A 22,890-nucleotide genomic window follows, 5' to 3' on the forward strand; every position below is an offset into this window, starting at 1 on the left:
AGCGGAGGTCCAGTCGGCGATAGCGATGCTGAGGGGCAGGGATCGCAATGGCTCAGCGCCGGCGCGCATCTGTCGGCTCATTCCTCAACTCAACGTCCAATGAGGCAATGACCCAAAGTGCAGTGTCGTTCTTTGATTTTCCCTACGAATGATTTCAGAGGCGTCATCTGTTACCGCCCTCAGATGAAGCCTGCTCCTGGACGGGTTGCCAAACCTCCGGGGCACATGCTTCTAAATGGTGTGTGGCCCGTGGCGCAGGGAATCAGCTACTGGGTCCCCTGACAGTAATAATTGATAGTTCCGGTCCATGCTCGTGTCGCGTTACCTGGTACTCGGACGTCTGCACCGGGTCCCCCTGGTTGATATGTAGGAACGCTGTCTACCCCAGGCTTGAGTGGCAGGACAGTTCGGCCGGTGGATTTCCGAAATATTAGTTTGCTGCTGTAGCCGGCGCTGTTGGGGTGCCGAGAGACGGACGTAAACTATGCCGGGCATTCGGGTGTCTAAAGGTACTCGACGCGTAGGCATGTCTAGCCAACGCCTCAGCCGATGCGTGGTCGGCGCGGCACCGTACGTCTTACAGGCTTTACTCAGCCTGATTCCATCCCACTGCGTTGGCTCCCGATGGGCCTACTAGGGTTAGGACTACTTGGCATCTGGCGACCACGGTTCTCTGAGGTCATGCAGAAGTGGGGCAAGTCATTCGCAAGATGTGAATCGAACGGGCGCGGACATGGGTCGCAGGTCAGGGCTACTCCCCTGGACAATCTGGTACCGGAATGGGAGCCGGAAGGGACCGACGATCTGTGCGCCGGCCCAGCCGGGCTATCGAAAAGCCTCAGCCGTCTTCGCTCAACGGCTGAACAGGCAGGCACTGTGAAGTACTATGAGACGGATCGGCTGCTGCAGTGGCTAACCACGCGGCAAGCTGCCGTGCGTGAGGGCCAGACGCGATGTGGAATATCCAGGCGGATTAGACAGAGATCACAGTGGATATTGCTGTGGATAACTTTGTGAATAACTCTGCAGGTCGATCCACAGGTTTACGCAGGTGGGATCGACCGTTACGTAATACGCGGTGGAAGGGTCAGTACGACGGGACCACTGAGTTGCTGGCGCAGGTCCCAGCGTTTCACGTGAAACATACTTGCGGGGCCGGAATCTACGCGACTTGGAACCTGATTTGGTAGACGCAGGGGTGAAAAGCTGCCTACCCAATGCTCAGGAGACACCGACTAGGAGTCCCACCTGAATGTGTCGCTGCTATCCCAAGACGGTGACCCTGGAATGGCGGCCCGGTGGCACCACGCCGACACCATGAGGGGGCACTTTAAATTTGCTCGGCCCCTGTGGATATCCCTGTGCATAACTCGGACGCTTGACTGTGGATAAAGTGTGGACCATGTCACTGCTGAGGAGCAGTGCCTGCGTGGGCATTGCCCCACTTGCCGTCTGTACGGCGGGCGGCATGCTGGACTCGTGGGTCAGCTTTCGGGATATGTGAGGCTCCTCCATTGCGAAGACTTGCTTCCTGCTCTTCAGATCTGTGCTGTCCGTGCTTGTCATTCCGGAAGACCAGGCACCTGACGTGTATGTATGTCTCTTTCATTGGTGCCGCAGGCACGGGTCTCAGAGGGATCATCGAGGTATCCGGCCCGTGGACTGTTTGAGATCAGAGACCTCCCACTTCAGGATCCTCCAGTTCTGAGTAGTCCGATGCGGCATGTGCAATCCACGGTGCCGCGGTACATCCTTTGGCCATTGGCTCTTAGAACAACGCCAGAGCTTCTTCCACGTCCTTGTCGGTAAGTGCACGGCAACTACCCCGTCGATCCTGCAACCATCAACCCCGGACCAACTGCGGATCTCTTGCGTCGTTACCATAGCGACTCTGGGTGAGTCAGTTGTGAACATGGTGCGAACCTAGTATCCGTGAACTGGGCCGTAAGGGCATGTTGGGCGCATCCGCCGGCAAAACAAAACGCAGTCGCCAGTCCTATAACCGGATTTCGGACAACTGGCGCCAGCGAACGGATATGAAAAGTATCCATCCCGTTTCACGTGAAACATTCGGCCGCCCCAACATGTGACCAGCGATGCAGTTCTCAGTACGGGATTCCACATGGCTAGGCAGAGAGATTCTGTTCGCACTGAACCATCGCCACGAGACTTGAAGTGATGGGCTCCCAGGCGGCCGGGAGGGGTGCCCCGACGTCAGCACTCTCCTTGACCCACCGCCGTCAATTCGCAGGTCATCCCTCGACATACCCCACCTCAATGTGCAGTTGGCTGCACATTGATGCTTATGCCGCCAGAAAGTTCTTGTTTGGACGGCACAACTACCGCGCAGTCACCGGAGCTGTCCGTTTTCAGGCGCCAGCCGTAGGGACAACCGCTGGGTACTGTGGTTGAAACTACGACCTGAGCTTGGATCGCAAGCATTGAGAATGGTGGCATCAACGTAGCAAACTCGAGGACAAGCGGGACTGTTCGACTTTGGGTAGCTCAGGCCAGCATGTCCAAGCGTGGCCTCCGATGGTTCTAGGAACTTGTACTTTGTCCCCACGCAGCCATCGCGTTGTAGTAACAGGGTCTCTTTGGTAAGCGTCGGGCCCATGGCCGTGGTTATGGCAGGAGATACTCACACACAGCTATCCCACCAGTGGATTCGCGCAGAAGCCGGCGTTGGACCGAGCCAGAAATGATTATTAGATGGATTACGGGGGTAAGCCGTCGGGAGTCTCGGCAGACATGAAGTGGCAACTTTGCCATCCATTCAGTTGTCGCCGGTCCAAGGAGTTTGCGGCAATACGCGACGCAGCGCTAGTGGTTCCTTCTCAGAAGACGATCGATTGACTCGAAATCTTTACGCACGGGTAGGTCAAGATGACTAGCGAGGTGCGTTCTCGAAATATCCAAGATTCCGCGGTGGACACACATTCCTCAGTTATCCAGACTGTGCCCGCAACGGGTCGCCCGTGTTTCACGTGAAACATGCATCGCATCTCCAACGTATCCGTGGCTTCGCTTCTGGACACTGCATGGGTCGTCGCAAGCCAGAATGTGTCTGCTCGTAGATTAGTCTGCGCAAGTCTCGGGCAGATTCTGGGCGCTTCGGGCGCAGAAGGCCTGAGGAAGCCATGACCAGGCGTCACGTAGAGATAACTCCCCCTGCGACTACGAGCCCGTCTAAGCCCCCTCTTTGCCGCGAACAACATGACCGGACAACACTCTCCCGGGCCAGTAGTTTGAGGCGCCGCCGTTGGGTGTTTCACGTGAAACAGGACCACGAGCCAACACCGTCGGCGTCAACCGCTGCAACGATGAGCAGTTTGGCCTACATTGAAGAAGTGTCAAAGCGCGCCGACCCGCAGGCAGACAAAAAAGTGGCCCCCGTCGGACGACGGCAGCCGCTTTCAACCTAACCCGGTGCTGGCACTAACAGTGCTGCAGATCAGGAAAGAACGTCGGCGAATTCCTTCTCGAAGAACTGCTTCGGCTTCGCGCCGATGACGGTGCTCTTCACTTCGCCACCCTGGAAGAGATAGACCGCCGGAATGGACGTGATGCCGTATTCGGCAGCGATTGCCGGGTTGTCATCGACATTGACCTTCACAACGTCAACCTTCTCGCCGTATTCGACCGAAATCTCATCGAGGATCGGGCCCAGCTTACGGCAGGGGCCGCACCACTCAGCCCAGAAGTCTACGATGACCGGCTTGTCGGCGGACAGGACGTCGGTGCCGAAACTTGCGTCAGTTACATCTTTTGCGTTGCTCATAACCTTGTCTTTCTCTTCGGATAACAGTGGCGCGAATTAGGCGGGCAGGTCGGCCAGGTAGTGTTCGACGTCGATAGCCGCGACACATCCCGAACCGGAAGCAGTGATTGCCTGGCGGTAGGTCGGGTCAACGACGTCGCCGGCCGCGAATACACCCGGGAGGCTGGTCCGGGAACTGCGGCCCTCCACCGCGATGGTGCCCTCAGGCGTCAGGTCCAGGACGTTCTTGACGAGATCCGTCCGGGGATCGTTGCCGATAGCGACGAAAACCCCGGTAACGGCAAGTTCGGATACAGATCCATCAAGCAGGTTCTTCAACCGCAGACCGGTGACTTTGTCGTCGCCGAGGACATCATCGACGGCGCTGTTCCAGGCAAAGGTGATCTTCTCGTGCGCAAGCGCCCGGTCCGCCATGATTTTGGAAGCCTTGAGGGAATCACGCCGGTGTACAACCGTTACTGATTTCGCAAACTTGGTGAGGAAGAGGGCCTCCTCCATTGCCGAGTCGCCGCCGCCGATGACCGCGATGTCCTGGTCCTTGAAAAAGAAACCATCGCAGGTTGCGCACCAGCTAACACCGTGGCCGGACAGCCGCTTCTCGTTGGGAAGGCCCAGCTCCCGGTAGGCGGATCCGGTGGAAAGGATGACAGCCTTTGCCTTGAACGTCTCCCCCGTGCCGATGGTGACCGACTTTACCGGTCCTTCGAGATCCAGTTCGGTGACATCTTCGAACTGGATCTCAGTGCCGAACCGGGCGGCCTGCTTCTCAAAATTCTCCATCAGGTCCGGCCCCATGATGCCTTCAGGGAAGCCGGGGTAGTTTTCCACGTCCGTGGTGTTCATCAATTCGCCGCCGGCGGTCACTGAACCTGCGAGCAGCAGCGGCTTGAGGTTTGCGCGCGCGGTGTACACCGCTGCCGTGTAACCTGCCGGGCCAGAGCCCACGATGATGACATCACGTACGTCGGACGCCGTGTTTTCTGCGATGGTCACTGAAACGTGAACCTCTTCCTTGTTCGACTCGCCTCCCCGTGGAGGCCGGCCACATGGCACAACCGTGCCCGGGTGCTGAATATTCCAGCGCCCGGACAAGGTGAACCACCGCAAAAGGTATAGAACTATCCTTCGCAGGGCGCTCTTCCCAGAGTACATTCCCCGTTCAGGACACTCCGCGCGGCCGTAACAACCGCAGGGTATAGGCGGCCTACTGGACCTTGATTTCCGCGAGGCGGAGGCCGTAACCGTAACGCGTCTTCGGAGCAGCAAGCTTGGGAAGCGAATTGATTGAGATGATCACGTACTGCGCCTGTACCGGCTCGGGAAGCGGCATGTTCAGGTCGGTGGAGGTGAAGCTGTTGGTACCCACTGCCTTCGCACCGTCCAGGGATGGCTGGTCGTTGGTGTAGACGGTGATGTTGCCACCGGACCCGCCAAGCTGGGACAGCGTGATGGATGACACCGTGGCCTTGCTCTTCAACTTCACCACGAGCGGAACGCCCTGCGGGGCAAGGCCGCCCCAGTTTTCAGTGGCAAACTCCATGTCGGACCAGTAGCTGGCGTTGTTTCCGTCATAAGCCTTGACCAGATCGCCATCAAACGTGGCAGCAAAGTCGAAGTTCCCCTGCCGGGTCACGCTTTCGATTGCGGGCGGCACCGCCGGCGGCGCTGACGGCGCTGCCTGGGTGGCCGACGCAGACGCCTGGGGTGCGCTGGTGCTCACGGGCGGAGTCGACTTGGCCTGCGGCTGGGAGGGGCTAAACAGGCTGCCAAGGTTGGTGACGGCGAAGATCAGCCCGGCAATCAGGACCACGGCCAGGAGACCGCCAACCAGCCAGCGCATGGAACGCGGCTGGTTTTCGGACTCGTCTTGGTCATCGTCGTCATGGTCCCGGCCGGCAAATGCGGTGCCTGCGGCAGCCGGGGCCGCCGCACGGGCAAACAGGGCAGACCTGCCGCTGCGGGGCTCTTCCGGGGCGTCGCTGTCCTGGTGGTAGTCGTCGTCGGCAGACTGTGCATAGTCGTCATCAGACCACAGGGAAACCTTTGGCTTGCCGTCTGCAACGGACTGCTGGGGGTGTGCCTGGGTGGTGTCGGTGGGACCGGTGTCCGTGTCCGCAGTGTTTGCCGGCCCGAACCCGGCGTCGCGCTCGGCGGCAGGCTGTACGGGCTGGGCGGCTGTGGCATCGGGATCAACGTTGGCGGGCCGTCGGCCAGCGGCGGCACCGGCTGCGGCTGCGCCCGCTGCACCCGCAGCGGCTGCCCCGGCTGCACTAGCGCGGCCGGAAGCAGGTGGCGCCGAAGGTGCCTGGCCTGCGGGCCGGACTGTGGGCCTGGGCGGCGCGGCCGGCGCGGAAGGATAAGGATCAACCTGGCTCGGGTGCGAATCGGAGTAGTTGATGTACCCGGCGTCGACGTTGTCTTCCTCGTCGTAGGGCTCGGGTTCGTGGGAACGGGCCTGGCCGAAGATCTCACTGCCCAGCGTGTCCGTAAAGAACGGTTCGACGTAGGGCGGGTTGGAAGCCACCACGAGGTCCAGGAGGTCGGCGGCCGAGGTGTGGTTGGTGATGAGGTAGGTGGCATCTTCGGTGACGCCGAGGTCCAGCACCTGCACCGTACCGGGGCGTTCGCCGGTGGCCACTTCGCGGGCGCTCTGGGCAACCTGCTCCGTGTTCTCCGGGCCCGCAACAAGGATGCTGACCGGCCGGTTCAGGACCTGGTCCACGCCGTCAAGCACCAGATCGTGGTCGTGGGAGGCCAATACCGTGGCTGTGACCTTGTAACGGCCGCCCAGTACTGATCCGACATCGATCGGGTTGGACACGTGTTCCTCCTAGACTGTCCGGGATTGCCGGCTTCAATGACGCAACCGCCGTCCAGGTGCCGCGCACGGCCCTGGATGCAACTACCCCTGTACCTGTTCGATCCTAGCCGATCAGCCCCTGACAGCCGCGGACAAGACCGGCGCCGGACCGTACCGGCGTCACTTTTTCCGTGGGCGGCGGTTCTTGAAGTACGGGTTCTCGCCGGCCTTCCCCTGGTACGTCCGGCGGCCGGGAAGGGGGATTTGTTCGCTGAGCAGGCCTCCGCGCGCTGTGGCGGGCTGCTCCTCTCCTGGCAGGTAGTCAGCCGCCCGCACTTGCCGGCCGCCGTCGTCGTGCACGTACTGGCGGTCTGACCCGCGCTCCGGATCCGGGCCGGCGCGGAAGGAGACGGCGTCGAACTCGCCGGAAATCCGGGGAATGAGTCCCGTGTCCACCGACGTGGTGGCCCGTTCCGGACGCTGAATGTGCTCCCCGCCCTTCCCCTCCGGGTGCGAGGGCGATGGCGTGGTCCCCGCCGCGGGTGCAACGGAGGCGCTGCGCCCAAACCGGCCCAGCAGTGGCCGCAGCATGTCGGCGAGTTCGGAGACCCTGAAGACCCTGAGCAGCAGGAAGTAGACGGCCAGCATGACCGGCCCTGCAACGGCGACAGTCAGCAGGGCCTGGAGGCGGCCGCTCCAAGCGAAACCATCGGGGTTGTAGCTGCCCAGCAGCCAAAGGGCGGCCGCGCCGACGACCGCCGAGCCAAGCGCTGCGTAGCCCATGCGGATGTAGGAGTTGGCGATCCGCGGACCGTCAAGGCTGCCCAGCATGCGCCGCAGGAAGAACGCGCTGATGACCACCGAAAGGATGTTGCCCACCATGTATAGGACGGCGATGGCGTAGATGATCTGTCCCACCGGCAGGAACTGGATGGCGAACGCACCGGCAACGTAGACCACGGCAAGCAGCAGCTGCACGTAGAACGGCGTGCGGGCGTCCTCGTTGGCGTAGAACACCCGGGACATCATGAAGTTGGCGCTCATGAACGGTGTGCTGAGCGCCAGGATGGTCAGTGTTTGGGCCAGCATGACGCCGTCCTGGCGAGAGCCGCCGGAGAAGAACATGCCCAGTGGACCGGCCAGGGCAAACAGTGCCAGGGCGCCGAACACCGTGGCGACGGCCATGGTCCGCAGCCCGTGCGAGAGCGCGTCACGAAGCTCCGCCCGGTTGCCGTCCTGCGACGCACGGGTCATTCGGTTGAACAGGACGGTGGCCAGGGACAGGGCAATGATGGAGTGCGGCAGCAGGTACAGCTGGCTGGCCACCTCGAGGACTGCGTTGCCGGGAAGGGTGGAGGCGGACGGGTCCCCCGCCTCCTGCAACCGGATGCGTTCGGCGCCGGGAATGGTGGCGATGCGCATGACATACAGGAAGGCCAGTTGCCCGACGGCGGCCGTCAGGAGGGTCCAGACGCTCAGCTTGGCAGCGTGGCCCAGGCCCACGCCCCGCCAGCCGAACCTGGGCCGTAGTCCGAGCTTCAGCCGGAAGACCGGCACCAGCAGGATGGCAGTTTGTGACAGCACGCCGATGGTGGAGAACCCGGCCACCAGGAGCGTCTGGCTGGCTCCCCAGTTGTCGATCGTATGGCTGCTGAACTCGTTGGTTCCGAAGATCCAGATGAACATCCCCAGACCGGCGATGGCCACCACGTTGTTCAGGATGGGTGCCCACATGGCGGGGCCGAACGCGCCGTTGGCGTTCAGGACCTGGGTCAGCAGGGCGTACAGGCCGTAGAAGAAGATCTGCGGCAGGCACCAGAAGGCGAACGTGACTGCCAGCGCCTTCTGCTGCGGTGAGTAGCCCTGGGTGGTCAGGTCGATCACCGCAGGCGCCGCTAGGGTGACCAGCGCCGTCAGGCCGAACAGGATCAGGACGGCGAGCGTCAGCAGCCTGCTGATGTAGTCCGCTCCCCTGTCCGGTGCCTTGCTTGCCTTGATGATCTGCGGGACCAGCACGGCGTTGAAGACTCCGCCGGCCACCAGCAGGAAGATCAGGTTGGGCAGGTTGTTGGCGTTGATGAACGTGTCATTGACCGTTGAGCCGAGGCCCAAGGCGGTGCCGAGCATCCAGGTCTTGCCGAAGCCCAGGAAACGGGAGACGAGCGTTCCGGCTGCCATGATGGCGCTGGAACGGGACTCGCTGGGACCCGCGGCCGCGGGCTGCGCGGCCTCGGGTGCTGCCGCCTCGGCGGTTGCGTCGCCGGGTGCGGCGTCATCGGTCCGGCCGGGCCGGTCGGAAGGAAAGTTGGTAGCTGACATCGAGTTCATCGTCTCACCCGCCTGCCCGTAACACCGCAATGACGACGGCGGCGTCCGGGGTCAGAGGTGTCCGGGCAGGACCTCGCGGGCGAGGTCCGCGATGCGGCGTTCGTTGGGGAAGGACAGCTTCCGGGCCAGCTCCTGGATGGGAACCCAGGCCACATCCACGGCTTCCTGGTCGGGATCGTTCTCAATGGTGAGCTCGCCGCCGGTGGCGCGCAGAAGGTAATGGTGAACAGTTTTGTGGACCCGGTGGCCGCTGACCGTGAACCAGTAGTCGATGCTCCCCAGCGGCGCCAGGATGTCTCCCTCGATGCCGGTTTCTTCGGCAATTTCGCGGACGGCCGCCTGCTCGTTGTTTTCCTTGCCCTCCGGATGCCCCTTGGGCAGGCACCATTCCAAACGTCCGCCGCGATTAAGGCGGGCGATGATCGCAACCCTCAATTCGGCGTCGGACGTGTCCACCACCACACCGCCGGCTGAGACTTCCTCAACCGTGGGCAGTGACGCCGGTGCCGATTGCTGGGCAGGGGCAACGTGCGCCCCGATTGCCGATGGCAATGGTGCGTTCGTCCTCCTGCCGGGAGCGCTCGGTACTGGATGGGCCATGGAGTCCACTCTAACGACTGTTGCCCGTTCGTGATGACCGGAACATGACACCAACATGGACGGGATGTGACGCATTTGGCGACCGGGAACGTCAATCAGCGCGGATCTTGACGCTTTTTTGGACTGCCGCGGCGCTGGTTTCTGCCAAGCTTAAGGAACTATGTCGCACGCACATCACAAGATTGATTCCCACACCGTTGACTTCAAGGTGGATCCGGTGGTCCTGGAGCTAGGACAGCGGTTCGTGGACGCCGGCCACGAGCTGTCCCTTGTGGGCGGCCCGGTGCGCGACCTTTTCCTTGGCCGGACCTCACCCGACCTGGACTTCACCACGGACGCCACCCCGGACCAGACGGTGGCACTGATCAAGAAGTGGGCGGACAACTTCTGGGAGATCGGGCGCGCCTTCGGCACGATCGGCATGCGCAAAGCGGGCTTCCAGATCGAGATCACCACCTACCGGGCCGAGGCCTATGATCCCGACTCCCGCAAGCCCGTGGTGGCTTTCGGTTCCTCGCTCACCGACGACCTGCTGCGACGCGACTTCACCATTAACGCCATGGCGTTGAAACTGCCTTCCCTGGAACTGGTGGATCCGTTCGGCGGGGTGCGGGACCTGCACGCCTCTCTGCTCGCCACTCCCGGTTCGCCGGAGGCGTCCTTTTCCGATGACCCCCTGCGGATGATGCGGGCGGCCCGTTTCGCTGCGCAGCTGGGGGTCTCGGTCCGCGACGACGTCCGTGACGCCATGACCCACATGGCTGACCGGATCAAGATCATTTCCGCGGAGCGGGTGCGGGACGAACTGGTCAAGCTGGTGTGCGGTGCCCGGCCGCGTGTTGGTGTGGACCTGTTGGTGGAGACAGGGCTTGCTGAGCATGTCCTGCCGGAAGTCTCCGCCCTCCGCCTCGAAGCCGACGAGCACCACCGGCACAAGGATGTCTACCAGCACTCCCTCCAGGTCCTGGAGCAGGCAGCCGAGCTTGAAACAGATTCGGAGGGGGCAGTGCCCGGCCCTGACTTCGTGCTGCGTTTCGCAGCGTTGATGCACGACGTCGGCAAGCCGGCGACGCGCCGCTTCGAACCGGGCGGCGCGGTGAGCTTCCGCCACCACGACATGGTGGGTGCCAAGCTCACATCCAAACGGATGAAGGCGCTGCGGTTCGACAATGACACCATCAAGGCCGTTGCACGGCTGGTGGAACTCCACATGCGTTTCTATGGCTACGGCGACGCCGGCTGGAGCGACTCCGCTGTACGGCGGTACGTTACGGACGCCGGCCCGCTGCTGGAGCGGCTGCACCGGCTCACCCGGTCCGACGTCACCACCCGAAATCAGCGCAAGGCCGACCGGCTGTCCTTCGCCTACGACGACCTGGAGTCCCGCATTGCCGCGCTCCGCGAACAGGAATCGCTGGACTCCGTGCGCCCGGACCTGGACGGAGCCCGCATCATGGAGTTGTTGGGGCTCAAACCAGGCCCCGTAGTGGGCCGCGCCTACAAGTTCCTCCTTAATGAACGGATGGAACACGGACCGTTGCCCGCGGAAGAGGCCGAGGCGCGCCTGCTCAGCTGGTGGGCCGGACAGCCTGAATCAGCACCTGCCGGGCCGGAGCCCGGAGCCTCTCCCGCCGTCGTCGAACCTTCACCCGCTGAGGAGCCAAAATGACCAACCCCACCTTCGCCCCGCGTCCCCAGCTCTGGATCCTCCGCCACGGCGAAACCGAATGGTCCAAGAGCGGGCAGTACACCGGCCTGACCGACCTCCCCCTGACGGTGGAAGGCGAACAGCAGGCCGTGGAGGCCCGCAAGGTCCTGGACGGAGTCGACTTCGACCTGGTGCTCACATCGCCGCTGCGGCGTGCCCGGCGCACTGCGGAGCTCGCCGGCTTCCCTGATGCCCGGCACGAACCGCTCGCGGTGGAGTGGAACTACGGGGACTACGAAGGCATCAGCTCGGACCTGATCCGCAAGGACAACCCCGACTACCTGATCTGGACCCACGGTGTTCCCAACGGTGAAACCCTTGACGAGGTGGCCGCGAGGGCGGACAAGATCATCGGCCGGATCCTGGAATCCGGGATGGACAATGTGCTGATTGTGGCGCACGGGCATTTCTCCCGGATCCTTACCGCGCGCTGGCTCGAATTGCCGCCCACGGAAGGCCGGCACTTTGTCCTCGGCACTGCCAAGGTATGCACCCTGGGCTGGGATAAAAAGACGCCCGCTATAGTGCGCTGGGGCCTGTAAATTACTTACTACTAAAAACTTTTCCCCTTTTCCCGGCAATTGCTGGTCTTTTCCGGATTCCTGGGGTAGCTTTATTCCTGACCCCACGGCAATCTGCCCGGGTCAAGGACCGCATTGCACACCACGCAGCGGACAGCAGAAAAGGAGGTTGGGAAAATGATGACTTTGACTGGCGAATGGAACACCCCCATCAATGCGTTCCCGGCCTTTGCTGGTGCTGCGCGCGTGGCCTCGGTCGGTACCGGGTGGCGGTCTGCCGCTCTCCCCGGTCCTTCGCGGCGCCGCTAACCGGAACCAGGTTTCCCGGTAACACGGGCCCATTAGGGCCAGTTCCCGGATACCCGCCGGCAGGCCGCTTCTCCTGCGCTGACTCTCCTAAGCAGCACCTGCACAAGCCCACGCTCCGCTGACGCCTGAAACCGCGTCCGCGCCATCCCGCGTTCCGGCCCGGCGCAGGTACATGGCTTCCGGCGGTGCCGGCGTCCCTTGGAATTGTATTCTTTCCTGCAATTTCCGGCCCATTTCCGCTATGAAATTCACGCGTCTTCTTTCCGTGCTTTTACGCGCCGAAAAAAGGCGTGAATTCGTCATGCACTTTTGTGCCCCAATAAAGTGAAAGGAGGTGCTTTCCTTGATGCGAAAAATCCTGGGGCTCCTGTCCCGCCCAATGCAGCGACGCAGTTCATTCAACCGTCACCTGTTGGAGCAGCATCGAAACGACGTTTTCGTGCTCCTGCACCAGCAGCTCGGCGGCTTGCGCTGACAGCCGGCCCCCGCGCTTCACGCAGGGGCCGGCTGTAAGCTCGACTTCATGCACGAGACCCAGCCGCCGGAGGGTGGACGACGGCCCCGAATCGTGGTGCCAAGCCGGAGCGATGCGTTGCTCCGGAATTTCACCGAGGTAGTGGGCGGCCCGCTCGGGACCAGGGCGGATCCCGGCGTTGCCTCCCCCGGGCTCTACACCGTGGAACGGGTGTTGGTGCTCCTGACGGCACTGGCGGCCTTGCTGGGAATCCTGCTCAAAGGCTATTGCCGGGTCAACGGCTGGGAGACACCAACCCAGTTCTACGCCACGTGCTACTCGGACTTCCCGGAGCTGTTCCGTAACCGCGGCATGGCACAGGGGGTGTTCCCCATTCTCGGCAGCGGCAGCCAGTTTGAGTACCCGGTGCTCATCGGATTGATTGCGGGACTGACGGCCTGGCTGGTTCCCGGTGGAGACGCCAACGCCCGCGCCTTGGCCTACTTCGACATCAACGCCGTGCTGCTGGCGGCCGTGGCCATGCTCACCGTCCTGGCAATTGCGCGCATGCCCGGCCGCCGTCCCTGGGACGCCGCCATGGTGGCGGTCGCCCCCGGGATTATCCTCGCGGGAACCATCAATTGGGATCTCTGGGCAGCCTGCCTGTTGGCCGCCGGAATGTACTTTTTTGCCCGGAACCGGCAGGTGCCTGCCGGAATCCTGATTGGGCTGGCCACGGCAACCAAGCTCTATCCCCTGCTGGTCCTGGGGGCCATCCTGCTGCTTGCAGTGCGCACCGGACGGTGGCGGCCGCTGTTGGTGACCGCCGGCAGTGCCGCCGCCACATGGCTGGTGGTCAACCTGCCGTTCGCAGCTGCCAACCCCTCCGGCTGGGCCTATTTCTTTCAGTACAGCGCGGACCGGGGCGCCGGATACAGTTCTCCCTGGTTTGCCTACAACCTGGTGGCCGGCAGGCTTGGCTGGTCCGGGCTGGCCCCGGACGCCGTCAGTGCCCTGTCAGCATGGCTGTTCGTCCTGCTGTGCGCCGCGATAGCTGCCGTAGCGCTGACGGCTCCCCGACGCCCCCGCCTGGCGCAGCTCGCTTTCCTGATCGTCGCGGCCTTTATCCTCACCAGCAAGGTCTACTCACCCCAGTACGTGGTCTGGCTGATCCCGCTGCTTGCCCTCGCCAGGCCCAGGTGGCGCGACTTCCTGATCTGGCAGGGCATCGAGGCCCTGCACTGGGCAGCGATCTGGATGTACCTTGGACAAGTGACCAGCGCCGGTTCGTCCCAACACAACCTGGACATGCCGTACTACGTCCTCGCCGTCGCCGCTCACATGGCTGCGGTGGCCTACCTTATGGCCCGCATCGTGTGGGACATCTACGACCCCGCCTATGACCCCATCCGCCGCCACCACGTTGATGATCCGCACGGCGGCCCCTTCACGAACGCGCCCGACTGGTTCCGGCTGGATCCCGCGCGGTCCCCGGAATCAGTGATCCCGTGGAAAGCCGGGTCCCGTGCCTGATGTCGCAGTAGTGGGCTCCGGCCCCAACGGACTCTCGGCAGCGGCTGTCATGGCAAGGGCCGGACTGTCCGTGGAAGTCTTCGAGGCGGCCCCGACCATCGGTGGCGGTACGCGCACCACCGAACTCATGCAGCCGGGACATTTCCATGACGTCTGCTCCGCGGTGCATCCCATGGCGCTGGCATCCCCGTTCTTCCGTGCCTTCGAGCTGCCCCGGAGGGTGGACCTGATCACCCCGGAGGTGTCCTTCGGCTCCCCGCTGGACGGCGGGCGGGCCGCCCTGGCTTACACGTCGCTGGAGCGGACCGCTACGGAACTGGGCCGGGACGGCGCTGCGTACCGCCGGCTCATGGAACCGCTGGTCCGGCACGTTGGCGACATCATGGATTTCACCCAGAACCAGCTCCTGCGCATCCCCCGCAATCCGGTGATGGCGGGTGTTTATGGACTGCGGACCCTGGAACAGGGGACCGGATTGTGGAACGCACGGTTCAAGGAAGACCTTGCACCCGCCCTCCTGAGCGGAGTTGCCGCGCACGCCATCTCGCATTTGCCTTCCCTTGCAGCATCCGGGGCCGGCCTGATGCTCGGTGCCCTGGGGCATAAGGACGGATGGCCCATCCCCCGGGGCGGCTCCGCCTCCATCGCGGCGGCCCTCGCCGACGACATCCGCGCCCACGGCGGCGTCATCCACACCGACACCCCCATCGACCGGCTGGAGCAACTTCCGGCCACCAGGGCCACCTTGCTGGATGTGGCACCCCGCGGCCTGCTGGACATGGCGGGCGAGGCATTGCCGGGCCATTACCGCAGGGCCCTCGAGGCGTTCCGGTACGGAAACGGCTCCTGCAAGGTGGACTTCATCCTGTCCGGTCCGGTGCCGTGGCAGGCCAGCGGCCTTGCCGACGCCGGCACGGTCCACGTGGGGGGCACCCGGGCCGAGCTGGCAGCTTCGGAGAACGAGGTCAGCGCCGGCCGCCATCCCGAGCGGCCCTATGTCCTGGTGGCCCAGCCCTCCCGGTTCGACCCGGGACGGGCCCCGGAGGGGCGGCACACGCTGTGGACGTATTGCCACGTCCCCGCAGGCTCCACGCGGGACATGACCGGCGAGGTGACCGCGCAGCTGGAACGGTTTGCCCCGGGATTCCGCGACCTCGTGGTGGAATCGCACTCCATCACCGCGGCACAGCTTGCCCGGTACAACCGCAACTACGTTGGCGGCGACTTCAGCGCCGGCATCATGGACGTACGCGGCCTGGTCCAAAAGCCCGTGGTGTCCCCCGTCCCGTGGCGGACCCCGCTGCTGGGCGTTTACCTCTGCTCATCGTCCACGCCCCCGGGCCCGGGTGTTACGGGAATGCCCGGGATGCACGCCGCAACGTACGCCCTAAAGGACATTTTCAAGCTACCGGTTCCGGACCTTTCCCTCGGCTAGGCCCTGACGGACGGCGGCGCTGCCACAACCGCCTGGCCTGCGACGACACGGTGCAGCACGCTGCCGGCCCAGGGGGATAATGGCCCCATGGGGAAATCAACAAAACTTTCGCTTGCCGTAGCTGCGCTCGTCCTGGGTACCTCCCTGGTGGCCTGCGACGACGGAAAGAGCGGGGCCGAAGCCGCCGCCCAACAGCTGGCCGGCGCAGTCTCATCGCTGGACGTTGGCTCGGTGGCCTTTGACGGCAAGGACGCCGCAGCGGCCAACGACCAGCTTCACCAGGTCTTCGCGGCCCTGGATCCGCAGAAGCCCGAGGTCCATGCAGGCGGACTCACCCTCGACGGCGACAAGGCGTCTGCGCCGCTGAGCTACACCTGGAAGTTCGGCGCCGCCGAATGGACCTACACCAGCTCGGCGAACTTCAAGAAGTCCGGCGGCAAGTGGCTGACGGTGTGGGACCCGGCGCTCCTGGCACCTGGCCTGACGGACAGTGAGATTGTCACCAAAGGCTCCCAGTCCCCCCAACGGGCGGACATCCTTGGTGCCGGCGACGTGCCGCTGGTGACCTACCGTCCCGTGGTTAATGTGGGCATCGACAAGACTCAACTGGGCGCCGCAGACCCCGCCGATTCGGCCGGCAAGCTGGCCGCACTGGTGGGCGTGGACCCTGCCGCCTACGTGCAGCAGGTCAAGGCCGCGGGTGCGCAGGCTTTCGTCCCGGCCATCACCCTGCGTGAAGAAGGCCGGACCATCTCGGATCAACAGATCCAGGCCATCCCCGGCGCCCGCGGCATCCCCGCGTCCGTCCCGCTTGCCCCCAGCAGGACGTTCGCCCGCGCCATACTTGGATCGGTCGGTGAAGCCACCGCTGAACAAATTGACGCATCCAATGGTGCCTTGGACGCCGGCGATGTTGCCGGCATCGGCGGGCTCCAGCAACAGTACGATGCACAACTGCGTGGATCAGACGCCGTCGTCATCCGGGCGCAGCGGGCCGACCTGACGCGTGAACAGATCCAGTCCGCCGGCACCGACTCCCGGCGGGTCCTCTTCCAGGTGGCACCCAAGCCCGGCACGCCGCTGAAGACCACCCTCGATCCGCGGCTCCAGACCCTGGCCGAATCCACCCTGGAGTCCGTGGGGCCGGCATCGGCCATCGTGGCACTCCGGCCCTCCACCGGAGCCGTGCTCGCCGCGGCCTCGGGCCCGGGAAGCAATGGCTACAACACGGCCCTGCTGGGCCAGTACGCCCCGGGCTCCATCTTCAAGATGGTGGATTCCCTGGCCATGTTCCGGAACGGCATGAATCCGGACTCCACGGTCCAGTGCACCCCCACCCTCACGGTGGACGGGCGCACCTTCAAGAACTCCGAGGGCTACCCCACCACCTCCCTGGGGGCGGTGACCCTCCGGGACGCCTTTGCGCACTCCTGCAACACCGCCTTCATTTCCCAGCGCGACTCGGTATCGCAGAGCCAGCTCGAAGCTGCGGCCGCCTCCCTGGGCGTAGCGGTCGAAGCGCCGAAACTTGGGGCGGAAGCGTTGCTGGGTTCGGTGCCGGGCCAGGCCCAGGGCACCGAACACGCGGCTTCCATGATCGGCCAAGGCAAGGTTTTGCTCTCCCCCCTGGCTGCGGCGATCATGGCCGGCTCGGTTGCCAAGGGTGCCCCCGTTTCGGCGCAGTTGGTGCTCAACCCCGACGCCGCGGCCCCCGCCGCGGCCCCCGCCGCGGGAACCGCTGCAGGGTCCACCGCCCCGGCGGCCGAACCGACAGCGACGGCCACAGCCGAAGCCCCGTCCACGGCATCGGACAAACCGATCACGGCAGCGGAGGCGGCATCCCTGGCTGACATGATGCGTGCCGTGGTCACCTCCGGCCACGCAGGGTTCCTCGCCAGCGTCCCCGGTGCGCCCGTAGGTGCGAAGACGGGAACCGCCGAGTTCGGTACCGAGAATCCGCCCAAGACCCACGCCTGGATCGTGGCCGTCCACGGCGACCTGGCCGTGGCAGTGTTCGTGGAGGACGGCGGCCTGGGCGCCACCACCTCGGGTCCGCTGCTGAAGCAGTTCCTCACCGCGGCCGGCTAGGGTCCGCCGTGGGAGGATTGACGGCGTGGCCCATATTGACGTTTCCGGCATCGACTATTTCCTCTCCGACGGCACCCAGCTCCTGAACGGAGTGACCTTCAAGGTCCCGGACGGGACCAAGACCGCCCTGATCGGGCCCAACGGCACGGGAAAAACCACGCTGTTCCGAATCATCGCCGGAGACTTGGTCCCGGACGAGGGCGTCATCGGCCGCTCCGGGAACATGGGAATCATGCGCCAGTTCGTAGGACAGGTCCGTGACGGTTCAACCGTCCGGGACCTCCTGGTGTCCGCTGCTCCCCCGGCCTTGGCGGCCGCTGCCCGTGAGGTTGACGAGGCGGAACTGGCCATGCTGGAGCACGACGACGAGCCCACCCAGATGCGATACGCCCAGGCCATCGTGGACTGGGGCGACGCCGGCGGTTACGACGTCGAGACAGTGTGGGACGAAGTCTGCATGGCAGCGCTGGGACTGCCCTTTGACCGCGCACAGCACCGCGCGGCGTCGACCCTTTCCGGCGGGGAACAGAAACGGCTGGTCCTCGAAGCACTGTTCGCCGGCCCGGACGACCTCCTCCTCCTGGACGAACCGGACAACTACCTGGACGTTCCGGGCAAGCGCTGGCTGGAGGAAAAGCTCAACGAGTCGAAGAAGACGGTCTTCTTCATCAGCCACGACCGCGAACTCCTGAACAACGCGGCGGGACGGATCGTCACGCTGGAGCCCGGGATCAACGGCGCTGCAGCCTGGATCCATGGCGGCGGATTCGAGTCCTACGTAGAGGCCCGCGCGGACCGGAACGCGCGCTTCGAAGAACTGCGGAAGCGCTGGGACGAGGAGCACATCAAGCTCAAGGAACTCGTCAACATGTACAAGAACAAGGCGGCGTTCCGCTCGGACATGGCCAACCGGTACCACGCAGCCCAGACCCGGCTGGCCAAGTTCCTCGAGGCCGGTCCCCCCGAGGCGCTTCCCATCGAACAGAACGTCCAGATGCGGCTCAAGGGCGGCCGGACCGCCAAGCGCGCCATCGTGGCGGAAAAACTGGAGCTGACCGGGCTCATGAAGCCCTTCTCCACCGAAGTATGGTTCGGCGACCGCGTGGGCGTGCTGGGCTCCAACGGTTCCGGCAAATCCCACTTCCTGCGCCTTCTCGCCACCGGCGGCACCGACCCGGAACGCGAACACCTGCCCGTATCCGACGTCGACATTGCCGAGGTCCCGCACGAAGGGACCGTCAAGCTGGGTGCACGGATCAGGCCCGGGTTCTTTGCCCAGACCCATGTCCGGCCCGACCTCCTGGGCAAGACCCTGCTGGATATCCTGCACCGCGGCGATGAACACCGGTCCGGGCTGGGGCGGGAGGCAGCCGCGGGCGCCCTGGATGGCTATGGCCTGGCAGGGCAGTCGGAACAGAAGTATGAATCCCTCTCCGGCGGCCAGCAGGCACGGTTCCAGATCCTGCTCCTCCAACTTAGTGGCGCCACGCTGCTGCTGCTGGATGAACCCACGGACAACCTGGACCTGCACTCCGCCGAGGCCTTGGAGCGGGCAATCGACCACTTCGAAGGAACCGTGCTCGCGGTGACCCACGACCGCTGGTTCGCCCGGACCTTCGACCGGTTCCTGGTCTTCGGCTCGGACGGAAAAGTCTACGAGTCCGCCGAACCGGTCTGGGACGAACAGCGGGTGGAACGCGCCCGTTGAGGGCTGCATGAACAGCTATATGAGCAAATGATCATAAATTGATAGCATTTGTTCATGAAGACGGATGAACGGCACAGAACCATTGCCGAAATCCTCCGGCGGCAGGCCGAGGTGAGCGTCGAAGAACTAATGCTGGCCTGTGACGCTTCCGGGGCCACGATCCGCCGCGACCTCGAGACACTGGCGGGAAACGGCGTCCTCCGGCGGATCCACGGTGGCGCCAGGAGCCTGATCGGGCAGGGCCAGAACCCCGGCTACGGACTGCGGGAGCTGGAGGACAGGGACGCGAAGAGGCGCATCGCCGCCGCCGTCGCCGGGCTGCTGGCGGATCGCGCACTTGTCTGGCTGGACAGCGGCAGTACAGCCACCGAGGTGGCCCGCGCCGTGACCGGCCGCGAACTGACACTGATGCCGATGTCCCTGCCCGGACTCAATGCGGCTGCCGGAGGGGACGCTGGGGCCGGCTCCCGGCCTGCGCTGTTGCTGCCAGGGGGGAGCCTGGTGGCCGGTGAGCTCTGTTTCCGCGGACCCCTCGCGGAGTCCAACATCAGGTCGCTGCGTTTTGACACCGCCGTTCTCACCCCGTGTGCCGTGGACTTCACTGACGGCCTGCTGGCCCACGACCTGGACGATGCCGCGGTCAAGAGAGCCGGCCTCGACGCGTCAGCGCGGGTGGTGGTTGCCGCGTCCGCGACAAAATGGCAGGCGCACGCGAGGGTCCTCATCGGCGGCCTGGACCGGGTGGACGTTATCGTCACCGACCGGGAATTCAATGCCCGGGAACAAGAACAACTCGACAAGTACTCTGTGGAAGTAGTGAACGTATGAGCATCAATGCCGGCACTGAACAGCATGCGGGACTGAGAGCGGCGGCTGCCGCCACGTTTGTGGTCTTCGGCATCAATGGCCTCGTGTTCGCCAGTTGGGCTGCAAGGATCCCGGCAGTCACGCAGACGCTGCACATCACCTCCGGCCAGATGGGCACGCTGCTGCTGTGCACGGCGGTGGGGTCGCTCCTGGCACTTCCCACTGCGGGAATGGTGGTGGGCCGGATCGGCACAGCCAACACTGTCCGCTTTGCCGGGCTGCTGGCTGCCGCCGCGGGCATCGGCATCGCCACGTCGCTGTCAGCCACGTCCATACCCGGAACCGCGGTCTCACTGTTCTTCTTCGGGATCGGCATCGGCCTGTGGGATGTTGCGCAAAACATCGAAGGGGCCGACGTCGAACATAAACTTCGCCGCACCATCATGCCGCAGTTCCACGCAGCCTTCAGCGGTGGCGCCTTCGTGGGCGCCCTGGTCGGCGCCGGCCTGTCCGGCCTGGGTGTGGACCTTCCCCTCCACCTGATAGTCATTGCCGGGGTGGTGGTGCTGGTGGCCTTGACCGCGCCGCGCTTCTTCCTCCCCCACACCTCCACCGCAGCCACGCCCGGGGAACCCAAACCCGCCAAGGGGCCCTCGGCGTGGCGGGACAGCAGGACCCTGCTGATCGGCGTCGTGGTACTTGGAGCCACCCTCACTGAGGGGGCCGGCAACGACTGGATCGCCAAAGCCTCGGTGGACGGCCTGGGCACGTCGGAGTCCACAGGGGCACTCATGTTCGCCCTCTTCGTCCTGGCCATGACGGCCATGCGCTTCCTTGGCGGCCGCGTGATCGACAAGTACGGGCGCGTGGCCGTGCTGCGGGCCAGTATGGCTGCCGCAGCGGCCGGGCTGGGCCTCTTCGTACTGGCGTCGAATATCTGGCTTGCCGGCATCGGGGCGGCGCTCTGGGGCATTGGCGCTGCGCTGGCCTTTCCGATGGGAATGTCCGCCGCATCCGATGACCCGAAACATTCTGCGGCCCGGGTATCCGTTGTATCCACTTTGGGTTATATATCGTTCCTGGCCGGGCCGCCGCTGCTCGGCTACCTCGGCGACCTCACCGGCATCCACACCGCACTGCTGGCGATCATGGCACCAATCCTCGTGGCGCTGCTGCTGGCCGGTGCCGCCAAGCCCCTGCAGCGTGAGGACACCAAGGCGCCCTGACGGGATTGGTGCCGCCGCGCAGGTAGGGACGTTGAGCGAAGCGCGCAAGGGCCATGGGTTTAGGGTGATCACATGGAAAGCACCAGGCACCCCCGCCGGAGTTGGCCCAGCCGCATGGATAGGTACCTTCTTCAGCATGTTTCGGACCTTCCGGGCGGCAGCCACGACGCGTTCTTCCGGCGGCTTTCGGCCTCAGCAAATCAGGGCAAGCTCTGGATTGGAATCGCCGCCGTTATGGCGCTGTTCCCCGGCAAGACCCGGCGGGCCGCCGTACACGGGCTGATCGCCCAAGGCGTCGCCTCGGCCGCCACCAACCTGGTTTTCAAGACACTGCTTCCCCGGACCCGGCCGCAGCCGGAACACCTCCCGGTGTTCCGCTTCGTCCACCCGCAGCCCCAGAGCTCCTCCATGCCGTCGGGCCACTCAGCATCCGCAGTCGCCTTCGCGGTGGGTGCCGGCCTGGTCCAGCCCGCCCTCGGGGCTGCCTTGGCGCCCGCGGCCCTCGGGGTGGCCTACTCGAGGGTCCACACTGGTGCGCACTGGCCCTCGGACGTGATCTTCGGTTCGGCAATCGGTGCAGGCGCCGCCCTGATGACCCGTCACTGGTGGCCGGTCCGGCCGCCCATCCCGCCCACGACCCGGACCTGGACCGAAGCGCCAGGGTTGCCCGATGGCGAGGGCCTCAGCATCGTGGTCAACACGTTGGGTGGATCCTTCAAGGAGGAAACGGCCGCAGCCCTCCGAGAAGTATTCCCAAAGGCTCATATAAACACCGTTCAGCCCGACGATGACCTGGTGCAGCAGATCAACGCAACCGCAGACGTCCCCGGAACACGCGCCCTGGGCGTGTGGGGCGGCGACGGAACCGTCGGTGCCGCGGCCGCATCCGCCGTCGGCCGTTCCCTTCCCCTGCTGGTGCTGCCCGGCGGAACCCTGAACCACTTTGCGCGGGACGCCGGGACCGGAAACCTCAAGGACGCCGTGGAGGCAGCAACCAAGGGGGAGGCTGCGCTGGCAGACATCGGCATAGTCACCGCTGAACGCGGCCTCGCCGGCAACCCCGAAGTGTCCGAACTGGTCATGCTCAACACCTCCAGCTTGGGGCTGTATCCCAATCTGGTGCGCCGCCGGGAGCACCTGCAACCCGCCCTCGGAAAGCCGCTGGCCGGCGTTGTGGCCATGTTCCGCACTTTCGCAGCGGGAACCCCCATCACCCTGTCCGTGGATGGCGTCCGGCATAAGGTGTGGATCGCCTACCTGGGACGGGGCCGCTACTACCCCCGGGACCACGCGCCGCTGATCCGGCCCGTCATGGATGACGGCGTACTGGACGTCAGGCTGATCACAGCCGACGAGTCCTTCGCCCGCCTGCGGCTGCTCTGGGCCGTCCTGACCGGCACCGTGGCAAGCTCCAGGATCACGCACCTGCGCGAGGCCTCGGCGGTCACCATCGATGCCGGCGGCGCGCCCATGGCCCTTGCCGTGGACGGCGAAGCGCTGGCAGGAGTGCGCCGGGTGGCCTACACCGTGCGGCGCAAGGCGCTGACGTACTATTCCCCACGCCCCTGAGCTGGGACTGCGCTCTTCCGGCA

14 protein-coding genes are annotated in these 22,890 nt (G+C 64.6%); 9 read left to right on the forward strand and 5 right to left on the reverse strand.

The window, feature by feature from the left end:
• Positions 1-3,454: 3,454 nt before the first annotated feature.
• From trxA to QRN53_RS07835, 5 genes are all read right to left on the reverse strand, one after another.
• Positions 3,455-3,781, reverse strand: coding sequence for a thioredoxin (gene trxA, locus QRN53_RS07815; RefSeq protein ID WP_285243442.1), 327 nt, complete (start codon positions 3,779-3,781; stop codon positions 3,455-3,457).
• 36 nt (positions 3,782-3,817) lie between these two features.
• Entirely contained in the window at positions 3,818-4,774 is a 957-nt protein-coding gene (gene trxB / locus QRN53_RS07820; RefSeq protein WP_285243443.1) for a thioredoxin-disulfide reductase, read from the reverse strand.
• A gap of 211 nt (positions 4,775-4,985) precedes the next feature.
• Entirely contained in the window at positions 4,986-6,602 is a 1,617-nt protein-coding gene (locus QRN53_RS07825) for an ABC transporter substrate-binding protein (protein ID WP_285243444.1), read from the reverse strand.
• Positions 6,603-6,761: 159 nt separating this feature from the next.
• Positions 6,762-8,900, reverse strand: a complete 2,139-nt coding sequence (gene murJ, locus QRN53_RS07830) for a murein biosynthesis integral membrane protein MurJ (protein WP_285243445.1) — start codon at positions 8,898-8,900, stop codon at positions 6,762-6,764.
• A gap of 60 nt (positions 8,901-8,960) precedes the next feature.
• Positions 8,961-9,461 (reverse strand): NUDIX hydrolase, encoded by a 501-nt coding sequence (locus QRN53_RS07835; protein WP_018762826.1) that lies wholly within the window; start codon positions 9,459-9,461, stop codon positions 8,961-8,963.
• A gap of 208 nt (positions 9,462-9,669) precedes the next feature.
• On the opposite strand from QRN53_RS07835, the gene QRN53_RS07840 reads away from it, so the two are divergent.
• From QRN53_RS07840 to QRN53_RS07880, 9 genes are all read left to right on the forward strand, one after another.
• On the forward strand, positions 9,670-11,178 hold the full coding sequence (locus QRN53_RS07840; RefSeq protein WP_285243446.1) for a CCA tRNA nucleotidyltransferase: 1,509 nt from the start codon (positions 9,670-9,672) through the stop codon (positions 11,176-11,178).
• On the forward strand, positions 11,175-11,759 hold the full coding sequence (locus QRN53_RS07845) for a histidine phosphatase family protein (protein ID WP_285243447.1): 585 nt from the start codon (positions 11,175-11,177) through the stop codon (positions 11,757-11,759). The genes QRN53_RS07840 and QRN53_RS07845 overlap by 4 nt, the downstream gene beginning before the upstream one ends.
• 811 nt (positions 11,760-12,570) lie before the next feature.
• On the forward strand, positions 12,571-14,034 hold the full coding sequence (locus QRN53_RS07850; RefSeq protein WP_285243448.1) for a glycosyltransferase family 87 protein: 1,464 nt from the start codon (positions 12,571-12,573) through the stop codon (positions 14,032-14,034).
• Positions 14,027-15,469, forward strand: a complete 1,443-nt coding sequence (locus QRN53_RS07855; RefSeq protein ID WP_285243449.1) for a phytoene desaturase family protein — start codon at positions 14,027-14,029, stop codon at positions 15,467-15,469. Before QRN53_RS07850 ends, QRN53_RS07855 begins: the two co-directional genes overlap by 8 nt.
• Before the next feature lie 87 nt (positions 15,470-15,556).
• Positions 15,557-17,557: a penicillin-binding transpeptidase domain-containing protein gene (locus QRN53_RS07860; protein WP_285243450.1), complete on the forward strand. Its 2,001-nt coding sequence runs from the start codon at positions 15,557-15,559 to the stop codon at positions 17,555-17,557.
• A gap of 25 nt (positions 17,558-17,582) precedes the next feature.
• On the forward strand, positions 17,583-19,265 hold the full coding sequence (locus tag QRN53_RS07865) for an ATP-binding cassette domain-containing protein (protein ID WP_285243451.1): 1,683 nt from the start codon (positions 17,583-17,585) through the stop codon (positions 19,263-19,265).
• A 54-nt stretch (positions 19,266-19,319) separates the two neighbouring features.
• Positions 19,320-20,093: a DeoR/GlpR family DNA-binding transcription regulator gene (locus tag QRN53_RS07870; protein WP_285243452.1), complete on the forward strand. Its 774-nt coding sequence runs from the start codon at positions 19,320-19,322 to the stop codon at positions 20,091-20,093.
• Positions 20,090-21,298, forward strand: a complete 1,209-nt coding sequence (locus QRN53_RS07875) for an MFS transporter (protein ID WP_285243453.1) — start codon at positions 20,090-20,092, stop codon at positions 21,296-21,298. The genes QRN53_RS07870 and QRN53_RS07875 overlap by 4 nt, the downstream gene beginning before the upstream one ends.
• A 114-nt stretch (positions 21,299-21,412) precedes the next feature.
• Positions 21,413-22,867 (forward strand): bifunctional phosphatase PAP2/diacylglycerol kinase family protein, encoded by a 1,455-nt coding sequence (locus tag QRN53_RS07880; RefSeq protein WP_285243454.1) that lies wholly within the window; start codon positions 21,413-21,415, stop codon positions 22,865-22,867.
• Positions 22,868-22,890: the final 23 nt, after the last annotated feature.

Source organism: Pseudarthrobacter sp. fls2-241-R2A-127, assembly GCF_030209355.1.
In the GTDB taxonomy this organism is placed as follows: domain Bacteria; phylum Actinomycetota; class Actinomycetes; order Actinomycetales; family Micrococcaceae; genus Arthrobacter.

Bases quoted from the DNA above. Each gene is read 5' to 3' on its own strand.
- QRN53_RS07850 (WP_285243448.1), top strand. From the start codon at position 12,571: ATGCACGAGACCCAGCCGCCGGAGGGTGGACGACGGCCCCGAATCGTG.
- trxA (WP_285243442.1), bottom strand. From the start codon at position 3,781: ATGAGCAACGCAAAAGATGTAACTGACGCAAGTTTCGGCACCGACGTC.
- QRN53_RS07870 (WP_285243452.1), top strand. From the start codon at position 19,320: ATGAAGACGGATGAACGGCACAGAACCATTGCCGAAATCCTCCGGCGG.
- QRN53_RS07860 (WP_285243450.1), top strand. From the start codon at position 15,557: ATGGGGAAATCAACAAAACTTTCGCTTGCCGTAGCTGCGCTCGTCCTG.
- QRN53_RS07845 (WP_285243447.1), top strand. From the start codon at position 11,175: ATGACCAACCCCACCTTCGCCCCGCGTCCCCAGCTCTGGATCCTCCGC.
- murJ (WP_285243445.1), bottom strand. From the start codon at position 8,900: ATGTCAGCTACCAACTTTCCTTCCGACCGGCCCGGCCGGACCGATGAC.
- QRN53_RS07840 (WP_285243446.1), top strand. From the start codon at position 9,670: ATGTCGCACGCACATCACAAGATTGATTCCCACACCGTTGACTTCAAG.
- QRN53_RS07880 (WP_285243454.1), top strand. From the start codon at position 21,413: ATGGATAGGTACCTTCTTCAGCATGTTTCGGACCTTCCGGGCGGCAGC.
- QRN53_RS07875 (WP_285243453.1), top strand. From the start codon at position 20,090: ATGAGCATCAATGCCGGCACTGAACAGCATGCGGGACTGAGAGCGGCG.